Here is an 18,990-nt window from a genome sequence, read left to right on the forward strand (position 1 = left end):
TCAAAGGGGGATTCCTCATGATTGTTCTTTTAATTTTTTCAATGCTTCTGCAGCAGCTTGTTGCTCTGCCTCTTTTTTTGACTTACCACTTCCAAGACCTAATGCCTCATTATTTAAAGTTACACGGGACACAAATTCTCGGTTGTGGGCCGGTCCTTTTTCTTGCAAAATTTGATACTCAACATTGCCACTACCATCACGCTGAATCAATTCTTGCAATTGACTCTTATAATCCATCACATGAGAAAAAGCACCTTCATTAATTTTTGGATATACAACTTCTTTTAAGTATCCCCAAACTGTTTCTAGCCCTTGATCAAGATAAAGGGCACCAATAAACGCTTCAAAGACATCCGCTAATAAAGCTGGTCGTTCACGTCCACCCGTCATTTCCTCACCTTTCCCTAATAAAACAAGGCTACCAAATGACATTTCGTTTGCAAAACGAACAAGAGATGGCTCACATACAATAGCTGCACGTAGTTTTGTTAACTCTCCTTCGCTCATTGTCGGATATTTTTGAAACAGATACTGTGATACAGTGAGTTCCAATACAGCATCGCCAAGAAACTCAAGACGCTCATTGTCCTCATGCGGTTTTTTTCGATGCTCATTCACATACGATGAATGCGTAAACGCTTGAATCAATAATTTTTCATCTGTAAACGTAATACCTATCTCTTCTTGAAATACTTTAAAAGCTTCACGATATTTTGCTTCGTATTTTTTTTCTCTATGTTTTCGGTACGGCATAGGTCCCTCCAGATATAAGCCGAGAAGCCCCGTTAAAAAACGGGACTTCACTTAAGCATTATAGATGACTCTCTATGTAAGTCACAGCATCGCCAACAGTAGCAATCTTTTCAGCATCTTCATCAGAAATTTCCATTTCGAATTCATCTTCTAATTGCATTACAAGTTCTACTACATCTAGGGAGTCTGCGCCTAAATCTTCTTTGAAGCTTGCAGCTGGTACTACTTCAGTTTCTTCTACTCCTAAACGATCAACGACAATTTTGGTTACACGCTCTAAAACATCTGCCATTCTATTCACCTCCCCTCAAATATTATATAAAATATTGTCCAAAAAAACTAGTTGAAATCGATTCTTTTATTACATTACCATACCGCCATCAACATTTAACGTTTGACCTGTAACATATTTACTTTGATCAGAAGCAAAAAACGTTACAGTATTTGCGATATCTTGTGCTTCTCCAAACTGAGCTGCAGGAATTAATTTTAACATTTCGGCTTTTATATTTTCATCTAATACATCCGTCATATCAGTTGCAATAAACCCTGGAGCAATTGCATTTACAGTAATATTTCGGCTCGCTAATTCTTTTGCTGATGTTTTTGTTAATCCAATTACACCAGCTTTAGCAGCAACATAATTTGCTTGTCCTGGGTTTCCTGTTACACCAACAACAGAAGCGATATTAATAATACGTCCATGACGTTGACGCATCATATAGCGCGATACTGCTTTCGTACATAAGAAAACACCTTTTAAGTTTGTATTAATAACTGTATCCCATTCTTCTTCTTTCATACGCATTAATAAATTATCTTTTGTTACACCAGCGTTATTTACAAGAATATCAACTTGTCCAAACGTATCTACAGTTTGTTTCACCATTGCAGTAACATCATCAGCATTTGCAACATCTGCTCTTACTGCAATGGCATCTGAACCTAATTTCTTTATTTCATCAACTACTTCATTCGCCTTTTGCTCATTACCAGCATAATTTACTACAACATTTGCCCCTTGTTTCGCTAAATCAATAGCAATCGCACGACCAATCCCACGTGAAGCACCAGTTACTAATGCTACTTTCCCTTTTAACATCAGCTTTCTCCTCTCAAATTTGAAATGGTATCTTTTAATGTCTCTTCATCATATACCGCATATGCTTTCACTGAAGAATCAATCGACTTCATAAGACCAGCAAGTACTTTTCCAGGTCCGATTTCAATAAATGTATCTACCCCTTGATTCACCATATACTCAATAGATGGGTACCATAATACAGGTGAATAGAGCTGTTCAATTAGCTTTGCTTGAATATCTGTACCACGTGTAATAACATCTGCCGTAACATTTGCAATAACAGGAATATTCGTGTCTTGAATTGTAATTTCATTTAAAACACTTTGGAATTTCTCAGCAGCCGGTTTCATAAGCGAGGAATGAAACGGTCCACTTACTTTGAGCGGAATTGCTCTTTTAGCACCATTTTCTTTCGCTCTTTGAGAAGCAAGTTCTACTCCTTGCTTTGTTCCAGAAATAACAATTTGCTTCGTACTATTCATATTAGCAATTTGTACTGCATATCCTTCACTTGTTACTTCTTCTGTAACTCGTTTCAGCATATCCGGATCCGCACCTAAAATAGCTGCCATTGCACCTTCCCCGCCTGGAACAGCTTCTTCCATATATTCCCCGCGTTTCCTTACAGCATATACAGCGTCTTCGAATGTTAATGCACCAGCAGCTACAAGAGCGCTATATTCACCTAAACTATGTCCTGCGACAAAATCAGGTGTAATATCATACTCCTTCAAAGCTGTTAAAATTGCAAAGCTCGTTGTTAATAGTGCCGGCTGCGCATTTGTCGTTAATGTTAACTTTTCTTGCGGTCCTTCAAAAATCACTTCTGAAAGAGAATCATGCAAAACCTCATCCGCTTTTGCAAACACTTTCGCAACCTCTTTATTATTCTCCGCTAACTGTCTACCCATTCCAACTGCCTGTGAACCTTGGCCCGGAAAAAGAAATGCTATTTTTCCCATTTCAAATCCTCCTCTTATTGAAGCGGCTCCTTCTCCATTACACTTGAAATTGTAGGAATTACTTCTTTCGCTACCATTTCTCTCGTTTGACGAATCGCACTAAATATCGATTGGTCATTAGAAGAACCGTGAGCCTTAATGACAGGAGCTTTCAATCCAAACAACGCCGCTCCCCCATACTCCGAATAATCCATTTTATCTTTCAATACCATAAGTTTTGGTTTTAATACCGCTGCTGCTAATTTGCTCGTAAACGAACTCATTAATTGTTCTTTTAACATAGAGAATAACGCAAGTGCTGTTCCTTCTAATGATTTTAGCGCTACATTACCCGTAAAACCATCACATACAACAACGTCTGCTACACCTTGCAATAAATCTCTTGATTCAACGTTTCCAACGAAATTAATTGGTGCATCCTTGAGCATAGCAAAGACTTGTTTTGAAAGCTCGTTTCCTTTACCATCCTCTGTTCCAACGTTTAAAAGTCCAACGCGTGGATTTTTAATTCCTCTTACCTTCTCTGCGTAAACAGAGCCCATTACTGCATATTGATATAAATGAATTGGTTTTGCATCAACGTTGGCTCCAACATCTAACATAACAAAACCTTCTCCATCAACAGTTGGCATTGTAGGTGATAAAGCTGGTCGTTCAATTCCTTCCATACGACCAACAACAAACAATCCAGCTGCCATCAAAGCTCCTGTACTACCTGCTGATATACAAGCATCCGCTACGCCGTCTTTTACTTGCTGCGCCGCTAGTACCATTGAAGCTTGTTTTTTTCGACGAACCGCTCTTACTGGTTCGTCTGTCGATTCAATTTTTTCGTCCGTATGAAGTATAGTAATTCGCTCTTCACTCGTTAAATATTGACGAATTCCCTCTTCTTTCCCTACTAACGTAATATGTAAATCTGAGTATTCCTTAATAGCTTTCATTGCTCCTAATACTACAGCCTTTGGTGCATGATCGCCGCCCATTGCATCTATTGCGATTTTCATAAGTTGTTACCTTCCTCACTATAATTACTAGATCGATACATTTCAAAAGTGCCTGTAAAGACAAGTTCTTCTCCAACAAAACTACGCACTTTGACAACCGTCCGTCCTTTATCATTCTCTACATCTTCAACACGTACTTTTGCAACAACACGCTCTCCTAATTTTACAGGACGAATATATCGAATGGTGGACTTTGCAGTTAAAGCTAATTCTTCATCAATAACCGCAACAGCTAGTGAGTTTGCTTGTGCAAACAAATGATGCCCACGAGCAATTTGATTTCTTTTAAATACATGTTCTACCTTTACTTCAAAGATAGAAATCGCATGTCTATCTAATTCTATATCAATAATTTCTCCGACAACCTCTTCTAACGGTAAAGATTTCACATCTTCTTCATGTTGTTTTGTAGCCACATGCTTAATTCGTTCTCTTAATTCAGGAATAGATAATTCCATACGATCAAGACGAACAGTTTGTATGCTCACTTGAAATTTTTCCGCTAAATCTTCATCCGTTATAAAAGGATTCGTTTCTATTGTTTGTTGTAATAATTCTTGTCTTTCTTTTTTACTTCTTCTTTTTTTCATACCGCACCATCCATTTTTATGACTAGGTACTAAAAGTAGTATATAATCATTAAAAGTAGAATGCAACAAAAACTTTTGCAGACTACTTTTAATCGAGCTTCTCTCCCTGGAACACACCTGTCCCATCAAGATAAGTACGTAGCGAAGCATACTGATCATTATGCCAAAACGCTTCTGAATCAACTAGTATCGCTGCATCTTGTCTTGCTGTTTCTAACGCCCGATAATCATGTACCATATCAGCAACCTTAAATTCTGGTAGACCACTTTGCTTACTTCCAAAGAAATCCCCAGGACCTCGTAACTCTAAATCTTTTTCTGACAATACAAATCCATCATTTGTTTCAGTCATAATGCGCATTCTTTCTTTTCCCGTTTCTGATTTCGGGTCCGCAATTAATAAACAATATGATTGTTCACTACCACGCCCAACACGCCCCCTCAGCTGATGGAGCTGTGATAAACCGAAACGTTCCGCGTCATAAATAACCATAACAGTCGCATTTGGTACATTCACGCCTACTTCAACAACTGTTGTCGACACAAGAATTTGCACTTTATTTTCACTAAACTGTCCCATTATCTCTTCTTTTTCTTGAGATGATAGTCTCCCATGCATTAATCCAACTTGGCATTTCCCTTGATAATGATGAGTCAGCATACTATGTAAGTCGATAGCATTTTGTACATCAAGCTTCTCAGACTCTTCAATAAGAGGGCAAATAACATATGCCTGTCTTCCTTTTTTTATCTCTTTCTCCACAAAGCCGAGGACACGATCTAACATATCATGTTTTGCCCAGTACGTTTCGATTACCTTTCTACCAGCTGGCATTTCGTCGATAATAGAAACGTCCATCTCTCCAAATGCAGTGATAGCTAACGTACGCGGGATTGGGGTCGCCGTCATAAACAATACATCTGGACTTTCACCTTTCTCACGTAAAACCCGGCGCTGCGCCACACCAAATCGATGCTGTTCATCGGTAATAACGAGACCTAACCTATGAAATATAACTTCGTCTTGAATTAAAGCGTGCGTTCCAACAAGGATGTCTACTTCTCCTTGTTCTAATCTCGACAAAATTTCTCGACGTCTCGCACCTTTAACAGAACTTGTTAGCAATTCAACCTTCATACCGAAATGTGAAAACGTCTCCGCGAGCGACTGATAATGTTGCTCGGCTAAAATTTCTGTAGGAACCATCAAAGCACCTTGATAATGAGCCAATTTCGCCGCATAAAGAGCAATCGCAGCAACAACTGTTTTCCCAGAACCTACATCCCCTTGCAATAATCGATTCATTCGGTACGGAGATATCATATCTTTCATTATTTCATCTACAACCCGGCGTTGTGCGCCAGTTAATGGAAACGGAAGCGCATCAGTAAACTCTTGCAATTCTACTAATGAAATTTCCTTTTTCGTCCCTTTCGAGTTTTCCCTTTCCATTTTCCGTAATGTTTGCATTTTCAACTGAAACAAGAAAAACTCCTCATATACAAAACGGCGACGCGCTTGCTTTAAGTCTTCCTGTCCCACTGGAAAATGTAACCCTCTGAGCGCTTCATAGCGTGATAATAATTTATATCGACTTAACAAACCATCTGGTAACACTTCGACTATAGAATCTCCATACTCCTTAAATGCTTGTGCAACAAACCGGCGCATCTGTTTTACTGTCAGTTTTCCTTTCACTGAATATACAGGTTCTACTTCTTGTTGTCGTACAACCGGTCCAAAATTCAGTTCTGATACAGCAATTGTTTGGCGATGCTGATCCCATTTACCAGTAATCGTTACCGTTTCATCTAAATTTAACTTTTGTTTATAGTATGGTCTATTAAAACATACAGCTGTAATTAAATAACGACCGACGAGAACACGAACTGTAAGACGTGACTTCTTCTTCCCATAATATTGCAGTAAAGGAGCACTATGAACTTTCCCCTCAACCGTTACACGCTCGTCATGCTTTACTTCAGCAAGATCTTTCATCGCATAGTCTTCATAGCGGTACGGAAAATGTTCTAATAGATGAGAAACTGTATAAATTCCCATCTCGTGTAACAACTCAGATGTTTCTCCTCCGATTCCCTTTACATCCGTAACAGGAACTTGTACAACTTCATTCAAGATTCTCACGCTCCGTCACATTATTTTCTTTGATTCATTCTATTGATTATCCATTATTATCGTTGACATCTGTAATCGCTCTCTTTCACCTTATATATTCTATCATAGGCATTCTAAGAGAAACTACTCTAATCCCTCTGTATAAAGTGAAACTATAATCAGTGGGCGTTTACGGGCAGTTAATCTCCCACTTAACTTCTTTGCTCCAGCCGAATATAGGGGGTGGAAGTTTTACTGCCCACAAATAGCGGGATAAAACAAAGTTGTACAATACGTAAGAAAAGAGCCTCACTATTAGCAGCAAGGCTCTTTTCTATCATCAATATGCTAGCCTTTTGAATAAAAACTAGTAATAAACTTCATATCACTATTTCTTATCCATTAGCAAGTAAGTAACCCATTTATTTTCAAATCGAATCTTTTCTTATTCTACAGAGAAGATGAAAGAATACACCGGTTGGTTCCCTGCATGTACTTCTACTTCTGCATCTTCAAAGTTCTCTTCTACAAACGCAACTAATTTAGCCACTTCTTCATCTGTTCCATCTTCACCTTGTAGAATCGTTACGATTTCAGAATCCTCATCAATTAGCGCTTCTAGTAATTGCTTTGCAGCTCCTACTTTCTCAGCATTTGTAGATACAATTTTCCCATCTGCAATACACATGAAATCATCTTTTTGAATCGCTACACCGTCAATTTCCGTATCACGAACAGCATACGTAATCTGACCTGTTTTCACATGAGTTAAAGCTTCTTTCATGTTTTCTTCATTCTCTTCTAGCGTTCCAACTGGATTAAATGCTAACATTGCAGCCATACCTTGAGGAACTGTTTTTGAACGAATAACAATAACTTCTTGTTCTACAACTGACGCTGCTTGTTCTGCTGCCATCACGATATTCCCGTTATTTGGTAAGATGATGATTTTTTCAGCATTTGCCTCTTCAATCGCCTTCACAATATCCTCCGTACTCGGATTCATCGTTTGGCCACCTTCGATAACTTTCGTTGCACCAATGCTCTCAAATAGAGTTTTAATACCCGATCCCATAGCTACAGTTACAATACCATACGGTTGTTTCTCTATTGGCTGATTCGTTTGTTCAGGTACCATGGTAGGTTCATCTAATAAAGCAGTATGCTGTTCACGCATATTTTCTACTTTAATCTTAATTAGACTACCGTAACGTTGTCCATAGTTCATAGGATCTCCAGGATGTTCCGCATGAATATGAACCTTTACAACCTCATCATCCGATACAACAAGTAGTGAATCTCCGTACACACTAATATCTTCACGGAATTTTTGTTCAGAGAAATTATGTTCCTTCATTTTTCCAGGCTCTAATTTCACCATGAATTCCGTACAATATCCATACTTAATATCTTCTGTACTCAATTGGCTTTGTACACTACGGTGATGTTCTGCACGTACCATGTCATTCATAGATGGTTGGGCAGGCATATTAGAAGAAATCGTTTCTCCTTTTAAGTCAGCTAAAAATCCTTCATATACAACAACAAGACCTTTACCACCGCTATCTACAACGCCAACTTGTTTTAATACAGGTAATAAATCTGGCGTACGATTTAACGATGCGTTTGCTTCTTTTACAACGTCTTCCATAAACAAAACAAAGTCGCGCTGTTTTTTCGCAACTGTCACTGCATATTTACCCGTTTCTCTTGCAACCGTTAAAATCGTTCCTTCAATTGGTTTCATAACCGCTTTGTAAGCTGCCTCTACTCCTGCTTCTAAAGCTGCAGCAAAATCAACTGTCGTTAATTCTTCTTTTTGTTCAATGGATTTAGAGAAACCACGGAATAACTGAGATAAAATAACCCCAGAGTTACCACGAGCTCCCATTAATAATCCTTTGGCTAAACTTACACCGACTTTACCAGCATGCTGTGAAGGATTTGCTTTCACTTCACGTGCGCCTGAAGTCATTGATAAGTTCATGTTTGTACCGGTATCGCCATCTGGAACTGGGAATACGTTTAATGCATCAACAAGCTGAACATTATTTGTTAAATTATTGGCTCCTTGAATGATCATTTGTGATAAACGTTTTCCATCAATTTTTTGAATTGACACAGATTTTCCTCCTTAATGCACATTACAAGTTTATTACTTTAACTCCTTGTACGTAGATGTTTACAGAATCTACTGCTAGTCCTACAGTTTGATCTAATGTATATTTCACTTTAGTCTGCACGTTATGTGCTACTTCTGAAATTTTCGTACCATAGCTCACAATAATATACATATCAATATGTACTTCATCTTCATTTTTACGAACAATAACGCCTCTAGTGAAGTTTTCTTTTCGTAAAATCTCTGTTAATCCATCTTTTAACTGATTTTTTGATGCCATACCTACGATACCGTAGCAATCTACTGCGGCACCTCCAGCAATTGTTGCAATTACATCTGTACTAATATCAATTTGACCGTACTTCGTTTTAATTTCAATTGACATCTCGTTTCCCCCTTCATAAATGGTGAAAGTGAGCTAGACTACTTTAGTTACTATCATATAATCTTTTTAAAGAAAATTCCATCGTTCTTTCTTTTTCACTCTCATATTTTATGTTTTAAATTACATTTTTTTATGATGAGCAAAATAGTCCATTGTTATTATACAACATGTACCACTATAATATGTCAAGCAATTTTTCTTGATTTCACCTTTTCTTCATTGACATATAGTGTCAAGTATTTTTTCTTGATTTCTTTTTCCTACGGTGTTGCATTCTCTTTTTAGTTGTGTTAAATTATAGTAGTGTTTTTAGCATCGCATAAAAGACTAATATTGAAAAATTACGTATGTTACGGTAGTTAAGGGAGGGAAATATAAATGGCTCGTGTTTGTGCTATCACTGGAAGAAAAGCTCGTTCTGGTAACTCTCGTTCTCACGCAATGAACGCTACAAAACGTAAATGGGGCGCTAACCTTCAAAAAGTTCGCGTACGCATCGACGGAAAAGTTCAACGTGTTTACGTTTCTGCTAGAGCATTAAAATCTGGCAAAATCGAACGTGTTTAATAATAAAAAAAAGAGCCGCTAGGCTCTTTTTTTATTATACCATTGGAAAAAGCACCGGTAATAGGTGCTTTTTTTAGTCTTTTTTGAAGGTATTTAACATCGCACGAACAATTCCACCAAGAAATTTAGGTAACTTAATTGTATAAAATCTCATGGTTTCCCTCCTAATCCCCATTACTCCACTTGTTCACTATATGATGCAAGGAGCAAAATTGTTTCTTCAATCAGTGCTTCTTATCATCATTAATATGCCAGAAGTGAATGAAAAAGTACCTTTTTCCTCAACGAGTTCATTACTAATACAAAGTGTCGATCCCCACTCTATTGTTTTATTAATAAGGGGATACTTAAAACCGTGAAGTGTAATACCTTCTACCCTTTCAGTAACTGGTACAAATGATACGTATGGAAAATGTTCGTTTCCTTCAATTATATACATACCAAACTTTTTCACCATTATTTCATTTTTATTGTCCACAATACACATTTCTATATTTACTTCTAATCCCTTTAAAAGCATCTGAATATTTGCTAAACCATGATCAAGTCTTCCACCAGTAGCACCAAAAATACGAATTAATTTTGGTTTCTGTTCTAAAGCCCAGCTAATTGCAATTTCTAAATCTGTTTGATCTTTTTCTCGCGGGACGATATGTAATTCATTTGTTTGTTGCCTCATCCATGCTAATTCCTCATCAGTAACTGAATCATAATCCCCAAACGCAACAGCCGGAGTGATTCCTCTTTTCAACAAACGGTACACTCCTCTATCAACGGCCGCCCAAACTACTTCTTCATTTTCATACCGCGAAAAATCTGCGCAGTATTCTGCAGGTCCTCCCGCTAAAATATGAATAATCATTTTTCCTTCCCCTTCTATTGTAAAAAGGCAATCTGCCATTCGGTAGATTGCCTTTCTCCTTATTTGCCACTCTAACATGTATAAATAGTGAAGTCTTAATGAACTAGAAGCTTCACTAGGATAAAGGTTCGTTCATTCTTTATCCGCGAATTACACGAATTGCTTCACCGCGGTCTTTTTGATTGTATACTGCTGATCCCGCTACAAGAACATTCGCTCCTGCTTCAATACAAAGTCTTGCCGTTTCAGCGTTGACACCACCATCAACTTCAATTTCCACTTCTAGATTTCGCTCTTTAACCATTTCTGCAATTTGTTTGATTTTCGGTAATACAGAATGAATAAACTTCTGCCCGCCAAATCCAGGATTTACTGTCATAAGTAATACCATGTCTATATCTTCTAATACATGCTCAATCGTTGAAACTGGAGTATGCGGATTTAATACAACCCCTGCTTTAATGTCATGAGATTTAATTAACTGAATTGTACGATGTAAATGAGGACACGCTTCTACATGAACAGTAATAATATCCGCTCCCGCTTTTGCGAAAGTTGGGATATAGTTATCAGGATTTTCAATCATTAAATGTACATCTAACGGTAATGATGTAATCGGACGGATTGCTTCTACAATTAATGGTCCAATCGTAATATTTGGTACGAAATGCCCATCCATTACATCGACGTGAATGTAGTCAGCTCCGCCTTTTTCTACATCTTTAATCTCTTCCCCTAATCTTGAAAAATCTGCTGATAAAATCGATGGTGCAATTTTAATCATGACTAATACCTCGGCTTTCTCTCTCTAATTTCTTCTACGAATTGTTTGTAATTCTTATAACGATATTCGGTAATCTTTCCTTCTTCAACCGCAGCTTTCACCGCACATTTCGGTTCAGCAAGGTGTGTACACCCTCTAAATTTACAGTATTGGCTCGCTTCTTTCAACTCTGGAAAACAATATGTAAGATCTTCTACCTCTATATCTATGAAATCAAGCGAACTAAAACCAGGTGTATCCGCAACAAGTCCGCTTCCAACTGTAATTAATTCTACGTGTCTTGTCGTATGCTTTCCACGTCCTAAATGTGAAGAAATATCATTAGTTTTCAATTCTAAATCTGGACGTAATACGTTTAGCATTGAAGATTTCCCAACACCAGATTGGCCTGCAACGACGGAAATACAACCTTCTAAGAATGGTTTCAGAATATCAATACTTTCCGATGTATTTATAGAAGTAAACAACACATCATAACCCATTTCACGATAATCATTTGCATAAGATTCAACAGTTTCTCTCATTTTTTCATCTACTAAATCCATCTTACTAATACAAATAATCGGTTTAATGTTATGATATTCAATTAATACTAAAAATCGATCTAACAGTCCTGGATTAAAATCTGGTTCTACCGCAGAGAAAACAAGAATAGCTTGATCAACATTAGCAATAGGAGGTCTAACAAGTTCATTTTTCCGATCAAATACTTCTAACACATAACCTTCATTCGGATTATCCGCTTGAAAAACAACTTGGTCTCCTACAAGTGGCGTAATTTTATTCTTTCTAAATACACCACGCCCACGACATTGTGTAATCCCTTCCTCATTCTGCACATAATAAAACCCACTTAGAGCTTTTACAATTTTTCCTTCTGGCATATAATTCTCCTTTATTTTGTATAAAATGAAACTGCAATTAAATATGAATAGACTAGCGTTCTTTAAACAATTAGTTCAAAGCCCACCAAATATATATCCAGGTTCATATATTTAATCTACCATCAAATTTGAAATATTATTTACAACAGTATCACTTTTACAGCTTTTTGAATCATATATTTTTGCCTGTTATACAGTCCACGATGTAGACAGCATAACAGGCAAGAGTAATAAATTCCATCTTCTATATAAGGACGATGGAATTCACTATTATTGAGCTGGATATGGTACTTCCTTGTCCATAATCGTTACTCCATCTCGGACAATTTTATAGTGTCCCTTTGCACCTTCTTGAATTACAAATTCTAAAGAAATAATCGCTGACTCAGTAATTGTTCTCGTTTCAACTGGTTTATCCATTTTTTGCTGCATATCTTCTTTATAAATTTCTATTGTTTGCGGCTTTTTCTCACCTGTTGCAGAAGCCTCATATGGGATAGAAATGTTATCCACTTTTACCGTTTTCGTCACTTTAGGCTTCGGACCATCGGAGATAACAATCGATACTTTATCTCCTTCTTTTAAAGGTGTCCCAGGCTTTGGTAACTGTGAAATAACAAGACCTTTATCAACCGTATCTGAATACTCTCTTTTTATATCAGAAACAAGCTTTCTTTCATTTAAATAACCTTTTACACTATTTTCAGTCCATCCTGAAAAATCACCTGGTCTTATTTGATAAGGTCCTTTACTTACCCAAATTTTCAGTTCTTGTTCTGTCTCTATAACCATTTGATCAGGCGTTGGTATTTGCTCTACAATTTCACCTTTCGGCTTATCATTTTCAATATAATTTATTGTAACTTGTTTATATTCTTCTTCTAACTCAGCTCTTATACTCTCGAAATCTTTTCCTGTCAAATCACGCATCTTACTTTTCTTTTTCCCACCTGATTGATAGATAGTAATTTTAGAGTTTTCTTTCACTACTCTTCCTGCTATAGGATCTGTTTTTATCACTTTTCCGGCTTCAACATCATCTGTATATACAAGATTAGGTTCAGTAACTTCAAAACCTTTTTCAACTAATGTATTTACAGCTGTCGTATATTTCATACCAGCCACATCAGGAACCTTCACATCTTTCGGAATAAAGAAGCCTGGAATAACAGTAAGTGCTAATGTTATCCCTATCGCTAAAAGTAAAAATGTTGTAATTAAAACTTTCAGCCATTTATTATTTCGCTTTTTCTTCTTACCTGATTTGGTCTCTTCTTTTCTTACTTGTTCATCCACTTTACTTCCTTTTAATACAATCGTTTCATCACTTACATTTTGAAATAGTTGTTCTTGTTGAATAATTGGAATCGCTTTCGTTGCTTCCATATCTTCTGGTATGTAAAATGGTTGTTCATTTATTCGTTCTGGGTATAGTGCTGTTTCAATATCTCGTTTCATCGCGTTAGCAGATTGATATCGATGGAACGGATCTTTCGCAGTTGCCTTTAATATAATATTTTCAACACTTTGTGGAATATTGTCATTCCATCTTTTTGGAGATGGCATTTCATTTTGTAAATGTTTTAACGCAATTGCAACAGCAGATTCACCAGAAAACGGTTGTCTTCCTGTTAACAATTCAAACATAACAATCCCAAGTGAATAAATATCTGATTGTTTATTCGCTATACCGCCGCGCGCTTGTTCTGGTGATAAATAATGCACCGAACCGAGCACCGAATTTGTATGTGTAATTGTTGCTGCACTTGTAGCTGTCGCAATTCCAAAGTCTGTTACTTTGACCACTCCGTCATCTCGAATCAAAATATTGTGCGGTTTAATATCACGATGTACAATCTCAAAATGATGGGCGTGTGCCATAGCGGACGTTAACTGCTCCATTATATCAAGAGCCTCTCCTATCGGTAACATCCCTCGATCAATTATGTATTGCTTCAATGTTCGTCCAGGTACATATTCCATTACAAGATAATATATATCATCCTCTTCCCCAACATCATACATATTCACAATATTTGGATGCGACAACGTTGTAACAGATTGCGCTTCTCGATGGAAACGTTTAATAAACTCTTCATTATTTGAATAGTCGAGTCTTAATATTTTTACCGCTACATCTCGGCCGAGTATATCATCATGAGCTAAATATACATTGGCCATTCCTCCACCGCCAATCATTTTCAGCAGCTTATAACGGTCATTTAAGCGTTTTCCAATCAGCACGTTGCACTTCACCTACTTTCGTTTGTCGAATCCGTATAATCAATAATAACGAGGGTAATATTATCTTCTCCACCACGATCATTTGCTAATTGAATGAGATGCTCTCCCTTCGCCTCGAGCTGTTCATTCAATTGTAAAATTTGTTGCATATCAGCAATAGAAACTTTGTTAGACAATCCATCCGAGCAAAGAAGTAATTGATCATCTTCTTCAAGCACCAATGTTTTAACATCTAATCCAACTGTTTCTTCATTTCCTAATGCTCTTAACAAAACATTCTTTTTCGGGTGATATTCTGCATCTTCCTTTGAAATTTCGCCATGTCTTACAAGTTCATTTACAAGCGAATGATCTTCCGTTACAAGCGTCATTTTCCCCTCTGATACCATATAACAACGACTATCTCCTATATGACCTATCGTCACAAAATTCGATGTACAAATGGCTATTATAAGTGTTGTTCCCATGCCATTACATTCTGCATGCTGCTGAGAGTAAGCATATATGCGCTCATTAATAATTCCAACGTTAGTATGTAACCACTTTTCTACCTTTTTAGGCTCATTCATATTATGCGTTTGCTTCCAATAATCATGGAATAATTGAATAGCCATCGAGCTAGCTACATCGCCAGCTCGATGACCTCCCATTCCATCTGCTACTACCGCTAAAATATTTCCATCTAAATTGCGAAAAACTCCTGCACTATCTTCATTATGTTGACGAACTTTTCCTTTATCCGATAGAAACACGGCTTTCATCTAGTCACCTCGTCTCTTCTTTGCGCTCCTTTGCACGCAACTGACCGCAGGCTGCATCAATATCATGACCTTGTTCACGGCGAATGGTTACATTCACTCCACGATCTTTTAGCGTCTTTTCAAATAAGAAAATTTGCTCTCGTGGCGTACGTACATAATCACGTTCTGGCACGTAGTTTACCGGAATTAAGTTTACATGACATTTTACACCTTTTAAGAGCGCAGCAAGTTCTTCAGCGTGCTCAACTTGGTCATTTTCTCCTCCAAATAAGCCATATTCAAATGTAATACGACGCCCTGTTCTATTTACATAGTATTTAACAGCTTCCATTAAATCAGGTAGCTTATAAGCACGGTTGATCGGCATTAATTTTGAACGTATCTCTGTATTTGCAGCATGCAATGAAATCGCAAAATTAATTTGCATATCTTCTTCAGCAAACTTATAAATTTTTGGAACAATTCCACTTGTTGAAACTGTCATATGTCTTGCACCAATGTGAATTCCTTTTTCATGATTTACAATGCGTAAGAATGACATTAAGTTATCATAATTATCAAATGGCTCTCCAATTCCCATAACAACAAGAGAACTTACACGTTCTTCTGTTTCATCAAGCGCACGCTGAACTTCTACTACTTGCGCTACAATTTCTCCAGCCTCTAAGTTTCGTTTTAACCCACCAAGTGTAGAAGCACAGAACGTACAGCCAATGCGGCAACCCACCTGTGTTGTTACACAAATGGAATTTCCATATTCATGTCGCATTAGTACAGTTTCAATAGAGTATCCATCGTATAACTGGAATAGGAATTTAATCGTTCCATCCGAAGACGTTTGTTTTACTAAAGTGTTTAAAGTAGTAATATCAAAGGAATTCGACAATTTATCGCGCAATCCTTTAGCAAGGTTTGACATATCCTCATAATTTTTTACACGTTTTTTATATAGCCAATCAAAAATTTGTCCTGCACGGAACTTAGGTTCTCCTTGTTCCTTTAACCAATCTTGCATTTCATGAAGTTGTAAAGAATAAATTGATGGTTTCTTTGTTTCTAGATTTTTCTTTTGTTTTTTTACAGTCGTTTCCATGATGCTACACCTTCTTTCTTAAACAAGCAATATAAAAGCCATCTGTTGCAAAATAATGCGGTAAAATTCGTACTTGACCTTCATCAATATACGGATTTAACTTTTCTGGCATGCGATCTTTTATCGTAGTATCCCATTCAAATTCAGGATGCTCTTGTAAAAATTGCTTTATTACTTGTTCATTTTCTATTTTTTCAATTGTGCACGTACTATAAACAAGGCGACCACCTTGTTTTAACAATGGTGCTATTTTTTCTAGTATCGCAAGTTGAATCGTTGATAACCTTTCACTATCGCCCTTATCTTTACCTAACTTAATATCAGGTTTACGTCTAATAACACCAAATCCAGAACATGGTGCATCTACTAATATTTTGTCAAAAGATTCATTTGCAAAATGCTCTTGAACTTTTCTAGCATCTAAAGCCATCGTTTCTACATTTTCTAAACCAAGTCTCTTCGCCTGTTGTTCAATTAAACGTACTTTATGTGCGTGTAAATCAAGCGACATTACCTTACCAGTTCCGTCCAAACGCTCTGCAATATGAGTTGTTTTTCCGCCAGGAGCAGCACAACTATCTAGAACTGTATCTCCTTTATTCGGTTCTAAAGCACGTGCTACAAGCATTGAGCTTTCATCTTGAATAGAAAGGAAACCTTTTTTGAACGCTTCTGTATGTGCGACATTTCCTCTTTCAATTTGAATTGCATCCTCTGACAATTCACCACGTTTTGCTTCTATACCCTCATCAGCTAATAACGCAACCGCTTCTTCTACCGTTACTTTATCAACATTTACACGTGCTGTTGGTACAGGTGGCAACATATTTACTTCACACATTTTCTCTGCTGTCTCTAAACCATATTCGGATGCCCATTCTTGTACAAGCCACATTGGATGACTCGTTGCAATCGCAAGACGTTCTACTGGATTTTCGATTTCTTCTAACGAAGGTACACCTTCTCGCTGAATTGAACGCAATACTCCGTTCACCATGCCTGAAATCCCTTTATGCCCACGACGCTTTGCAATCTCAACTGCTTCATGAATAGCCGCTCTTTCTGGAACTCGGTCTAAATATAGCATTTGATATAGAGATAGGCGAAGCAACACTCTTACCCACGCTTCAACCTTTTTTCTTAAAAATGGTTGTAAATAATAATCTAGTGTGTCACGACGTTGAATTGTTCCATATACCATTTCAGTTAATAAACCAATATCTTTTCTGTCAATTGTATTTTTTTCAATCAAATTATTTAAAAGTAAGTTGCTATATGCACCACTTTTTTCTACTTGAATTAAGCCATCCAGAGCTAACTCACGAACATTTTGTCTCATGCATTTTCTCCTAACTTCGTACCAATTTCAGGTTTTGTTCCACGTAAAAATTGTGAACAACTCATACGCTTTTTACCAGATGGTTGCAATTCAGTGATTTTAACGCCTGTCTCGTTCCCTGTTGCAACAACAAATCCATCTTCTTCAAGAGCTACTATTGTACCTGGTTCAGCTTTCTCTGTAATAGAGACCTTCTCTCCCCACCATACTTTAATAACTTGTCCTGCCAAAGTCGTATAAGCAACTGGCCATGGATTCAATCCGCGAATGTGATTGTATACTTCTTCACCTGTTTTTGTCCAATCAATTATCTCTTGCTCACGTTTTATATTATATGCAAACGTCACTTCAGCTTCACTTTGTTTAATTGGTTCTAGTTTACCCTGAATTAGTAAAGGAACCGTTTTAGATAACAGGTGTGCTCCTGCTTCGCTTAACTTATCAAATAATGACCCTGTTGTTTCACGCTCTTCAATTTCTACTTCTACTTGCGTTAATATATCGCCCGCATCTAATTTTTCTACCATATACATAATTGTAATACCTGTTTTCTCTTTACCTTCCATGATCGCATAATGAATTGGTGCACCACCGCGAAGTTCTGGAAGTAATGATGCGTGGACATTAATACATCCATACTTTGGCGCTTCTAAAATTTCATTCGGTACGATTTGTCCAAATGCTGCTGTTACAATTAAGTCTGGCTCTAGTGCTAATACTTTTTCATATTCGTCTTTTTCACGAATTTTTAACGGCTGTACTACTGGAATACCATGTTTCTCCGCTTCTACTTTAACAGGAGTAGGTGTTAAAACCTTTTTTCTACCAACTGGACGATCAGGTTGCGTTACAACACCAACTACGTCATATCCGTCCTCGATAAGACGACGAAGCACCGGCACAGAAAAGTCCGGTGTCCCCATAAATACTACTTTCATCATTCAAAAACCGCTCCTTTTAAACCTATTCTAATTCGCCTGCTTCATAATACCTTTTCACTTTAGATGTAAATAAAACACCGTGTAAATGATCGATTTCATGCTGAATTGCACGCGCTAAGAAGTCATCCGCTTCTAATAAAAATATTTTACCGCGACGATTTTGTGCACGTACTTTAATGTAATCTGCACGCTCCACTTCACCATAAAGTCCCGGAAAGCTTAAGCAGCCTTCGGGACCTACTTGTTCACCACGTTTTTCTAAAATAACAGGATTAATTAATTCAATTTTACCCGTATCATCACCTATATCAACAACAGCAACTTGTAAGCTTACACCCACTTGTGGCGCAGCTAAACCAACTCCGTCTGCAATTAACATTGTTTCATGCATATCTTTTAACAATTTCACTAACTTTTTATCAAAGTTAATTACTCTTTCGCATGGTGTTTCTAACACTTCATTTGGATGCTTTACAATTTCTAAAACTGCCATATT

The 18,990-nt window shown here is 37.2% G+C and carries 20 protein-coding genes; 1 reads left to right on the forward strand and 19 read right to left on the reverse strand.

What is annotated here, in order from left to right:
• Window positions 1-15: 15 nt before the first annotated feature.
• The 9 genes from rncS to MHH59_RS19295 form a co-directional block, all read right to left on the reverse strand.
• Window positions 16-753, reverse strand: coding sequence for a ribonuclease III (gene rncS / locus MHH59_RS19255; protein ID WP_002033792.1), 738 nt, complete (start codon window positions 751-753; stop codon window positions 16-18).
• Between the two features lie 58 nt (window positions 754-811).
• Window positions 812-1,045 carry an acyl carrier protein gene (acpP, locus tag MHH59_RS19260; RefSeq protein WP_002014515.1) on the reverse strand — a complete coding sequence of 78 codons (234 nt, stop codon included), beginning with the start codon at window positions 1,043-1,045 and terminating at the stop codon, window positions 812-814.
• Window positions 1,046-1,114: 69 nt separating this feature from the next.
• Window positions 1,115-1,855 carry a 3-oxoacyl-[acyl-carrier-protein] reductase gene (fabG, locus tag MHH59_RS19265; RefSeq protein WP_002014514.1) on the reverse strand — a complete coding sequence of 247 codons (741 nt, stop codon included), beginning with the start codon at window positions 1,853-1,855 and terminating at the stop codon, window positions 1,115-1,117.
• Window positions 1,855-2,799 carry an ACP S-malonyltransferase gene (fabD, locus tag MHH59_RS19270; RefSeq protein ID WP_002128825.1) on the reverse strand — a complete coding sequence of 315 codons (945 nt, stop codon included), beginning with the start codon at window positions 2,797-2,799 and terminating at the stop codon, window positions 1,855-1,857. Before fabD ends, fabG begins: the two co-directional genes overlap by 1 nt.
• A 14-nt stretch (window positions 2,800-2,813) precedes the next feature.
• Window positions 2,814-3,806, reverse strand: a complete 993-nt coding sequence (plsX, locus tag MHH59_RS19275; RefSeq protein ID WP_002128828.1) for a phosphate acyltransferase PlsX — start codon at window positions 3,804-3,806, stop codon at window positions 2,814-2,816.
• Window positions 3,803-4,396 carry a transcription factor FapR gene (gene fapR / locus MHH59_RS19280; protein ID WP_000747354.1) on the reverse strand — a complete coding sequence of 198 codons (594 nt, stop codon included), beginning with the start codon at window positions 4,394-4,396 and terminating at the stop codon, window positions 3,803-3,805. Before fapR ends, plsX begins: the two co-directional genes overlap by 4 nt.
• A gap of 88 nt (window positions 4,397-4,484) precedes the next feature.
• Window positions 4,485-6,533, reverse strand: coding sequence for an ATP-dependent DNA helicase RecG (gene recG / locus MHH59_RS19285; protein WP_002014510.1), 2,049 nt, complete (start codon window positions 6,531-6,533; stop codon window positions 4,485-4,487).
• A 424-nt stretch (window positions 6,534-6,957) separates the two neighbouring features.
• The gene (locus tag MHH59_RS19290; RefSeq protein ID WP_340852129.1) at window positions 6,958-8,634 is read right to left on the reverse strand and encodes a DAK2 domain-containing protein; all 1,677 of its coding nucleotides are present in this window, start codon (window positions 8,632-8,634) and stop codon (window positions 6,958-6,960) included.
• Between the two features lie 22 nt (window positions 8,635-8,656).
• On the reverse strand, window positions 8,657-9,019 hold the full coding sequence (locus MHH59_RS19295; RefSeq protein WP_002014507.1) for an Asp23/Gls24 family envelope stress response protein: 363 nt from the start codon (window positions 9,017-9,019) through the stop codon (window positions 8,657-8,659).
• 378 nt (window positions 9,020-9,397) lie between these two features.
• On the opposite strand from MHH59_RS19295, the gene rpmB reads away from it, so the two are divergent.
• Window positions 9,398-9,586, forward strand: coding sequence for a 50S ribosomal protein L28 (rpmB, locus tag MHH59_RS19300; RefSeq protein WP_000124776.1), 189 nt, complete (start codon window positions 9,398-9,400; stop codon window positions 9,584-9,586).
• Between the two features lie 73 nt (window positions 9,587-9,659).
• Here the strand turns inward: rpmB and spoVM are convergent, their stop codons facing one another.
• The 10 genes from spoVM to def all read right to left on the reverse strand — a co-directional run bounded on the left by spoVM (window position 9,660) and on the right by def (window position 18,987).
• Window positions 9,660-9,740, reverse strand: coding sequence for a stage V sporulation protein SpoVM (spoVM, locus tag MHH59_RS19305; protein ID WP_001213599.1), 81 nt, complete (start codon window positions 9,738-9,740; stop codon window positions 9,660-9,662).
• Between the two features lie 66 nt (window positions 9,741-9,806).
• Window positions 9,807-10,487, reverse strand: a complete 681-nt coding sequence (locus MHH59_RS19310; RefSeq protein ID WP_340852131.1) for a thiamine diphosphokinase — start codon at window positions 10,485-10,487, stop codon at window positions 9,807-9,809.
• Window positions 10,488-10,587: 100 nt separating this feature from the next.
• Window positions 10,588-11,232 (reverse strand): ribulose-phosphate 3-epimerase, encoded by a 645-nt coding sequence (gene rpe / locus MHH59_RS19315; RefSeq protein WP_002185059.1) that lies wholly within the window; start codon window positions 11,230-11,232, stop codon window positions 10,588-10,590.
• 2 nt (window positions 11,233-11,234) lie between these two features.
• Entirely contained in the window at window positions 11,235-12,116 is an 882-nt protein-coding gene (gene rsgA, locus MHH59_RS19320; protein WP_002014503.1) for a ribosome small subunit-dependent GTPase A, read from the reverse strand.
• 270 nt (window positions 12,117-12,386) lie between these two features.
• The gene (gene pknB, locus MHH59_RS19325; protein ID WP_002014502.1) at window positions 12,387-14,360 is read right to left on the reverse strand and encodes a Stk1 family PASTA domain-containing Ser/Thr kinase; all 1,974 of its coding nucleotides are present in this window, start codon (window positions 14,358-14,360) and stop codon (window positions 12,387-12,389) included.
• 8 nt (window positions 14,361-14,368) lie between these two features.
• On the reverse strand, window positions 14,369-15,121 hold the full coding sequence (locus MHH59_RS19330; RefSeq protein ID WP_002066780.1) for a Stp1/IreP family PP2C-type Ser/Thr phosphatase: 753 nt from the start codon (window positions 15,119-15,121) through the stop codon (window positions 14,369-14,371).
• A 4-nt stretch (window positions 15,122-15,125) separates the two neighbouring features.
• Entirely contained in the window at window positions 15,126-16,214 is a 1,089-nt protein-coding gene (gene rlmN, locus MHH59_RS19335) for a 23S rRNA (adenine(2503)-C(2))-methyltransferase RlmN (RefSeq protein WP_002014500.1), read from the reverse strand.
• A 4-nt stretch (window positions 16,215-16,218) separates the two neighbouring features.
• Window positions 16,219-17,553, reverse strand: a complete 1,335-nt coding sequence (gene rsmB / locus MHH59_RS19340; protein WP_002128834.1) for a 16S rRNA (cytosine(967)-C(5))-methyltransferase RsmB — start codon at window positions 17,551-17,553, stop codon at window positions 16,219-16,221.
• Complete coding sequence (fmt, locus tag MHH59_RS19345) at window positions 17,550-18,494, reverse strand: methionyl-tRNA formyltransferase (protein ID WP_002014498.1); 945 nt, start codon at window positions 18,492-18,494, stop codon at window positions 17,550-17,552. The genes rsmB and fmt overlap by 4 nt, the downstream gene beginning before the upstream one ends.
• 22 nt (window positions 18,495-18,516) lie before the next feature.
• Window positions 18,517-18,987, reverse strand: coding sequence for a peptide deformylase (def, locus tag MHH59_RS19350; protein WP_002014496.1), 471 nt, complete (start codon window positions 18,985-18,987; stop codon window positions 18,517-18,519).
• Window positions 18,988-18,990 lie beyond the last annotated feature (3 nt).

Origin of the sequence: Bacillus sp. FSL E2-0195 (assembly GCF_038003645.1) — a bacterium.
Taxonomy (GTDB): Bacteria; Bacillota; Bacilli; order Bacillales; family Bacillaceae_G; genus Bacillus_A; species Bacillus_A mycoides.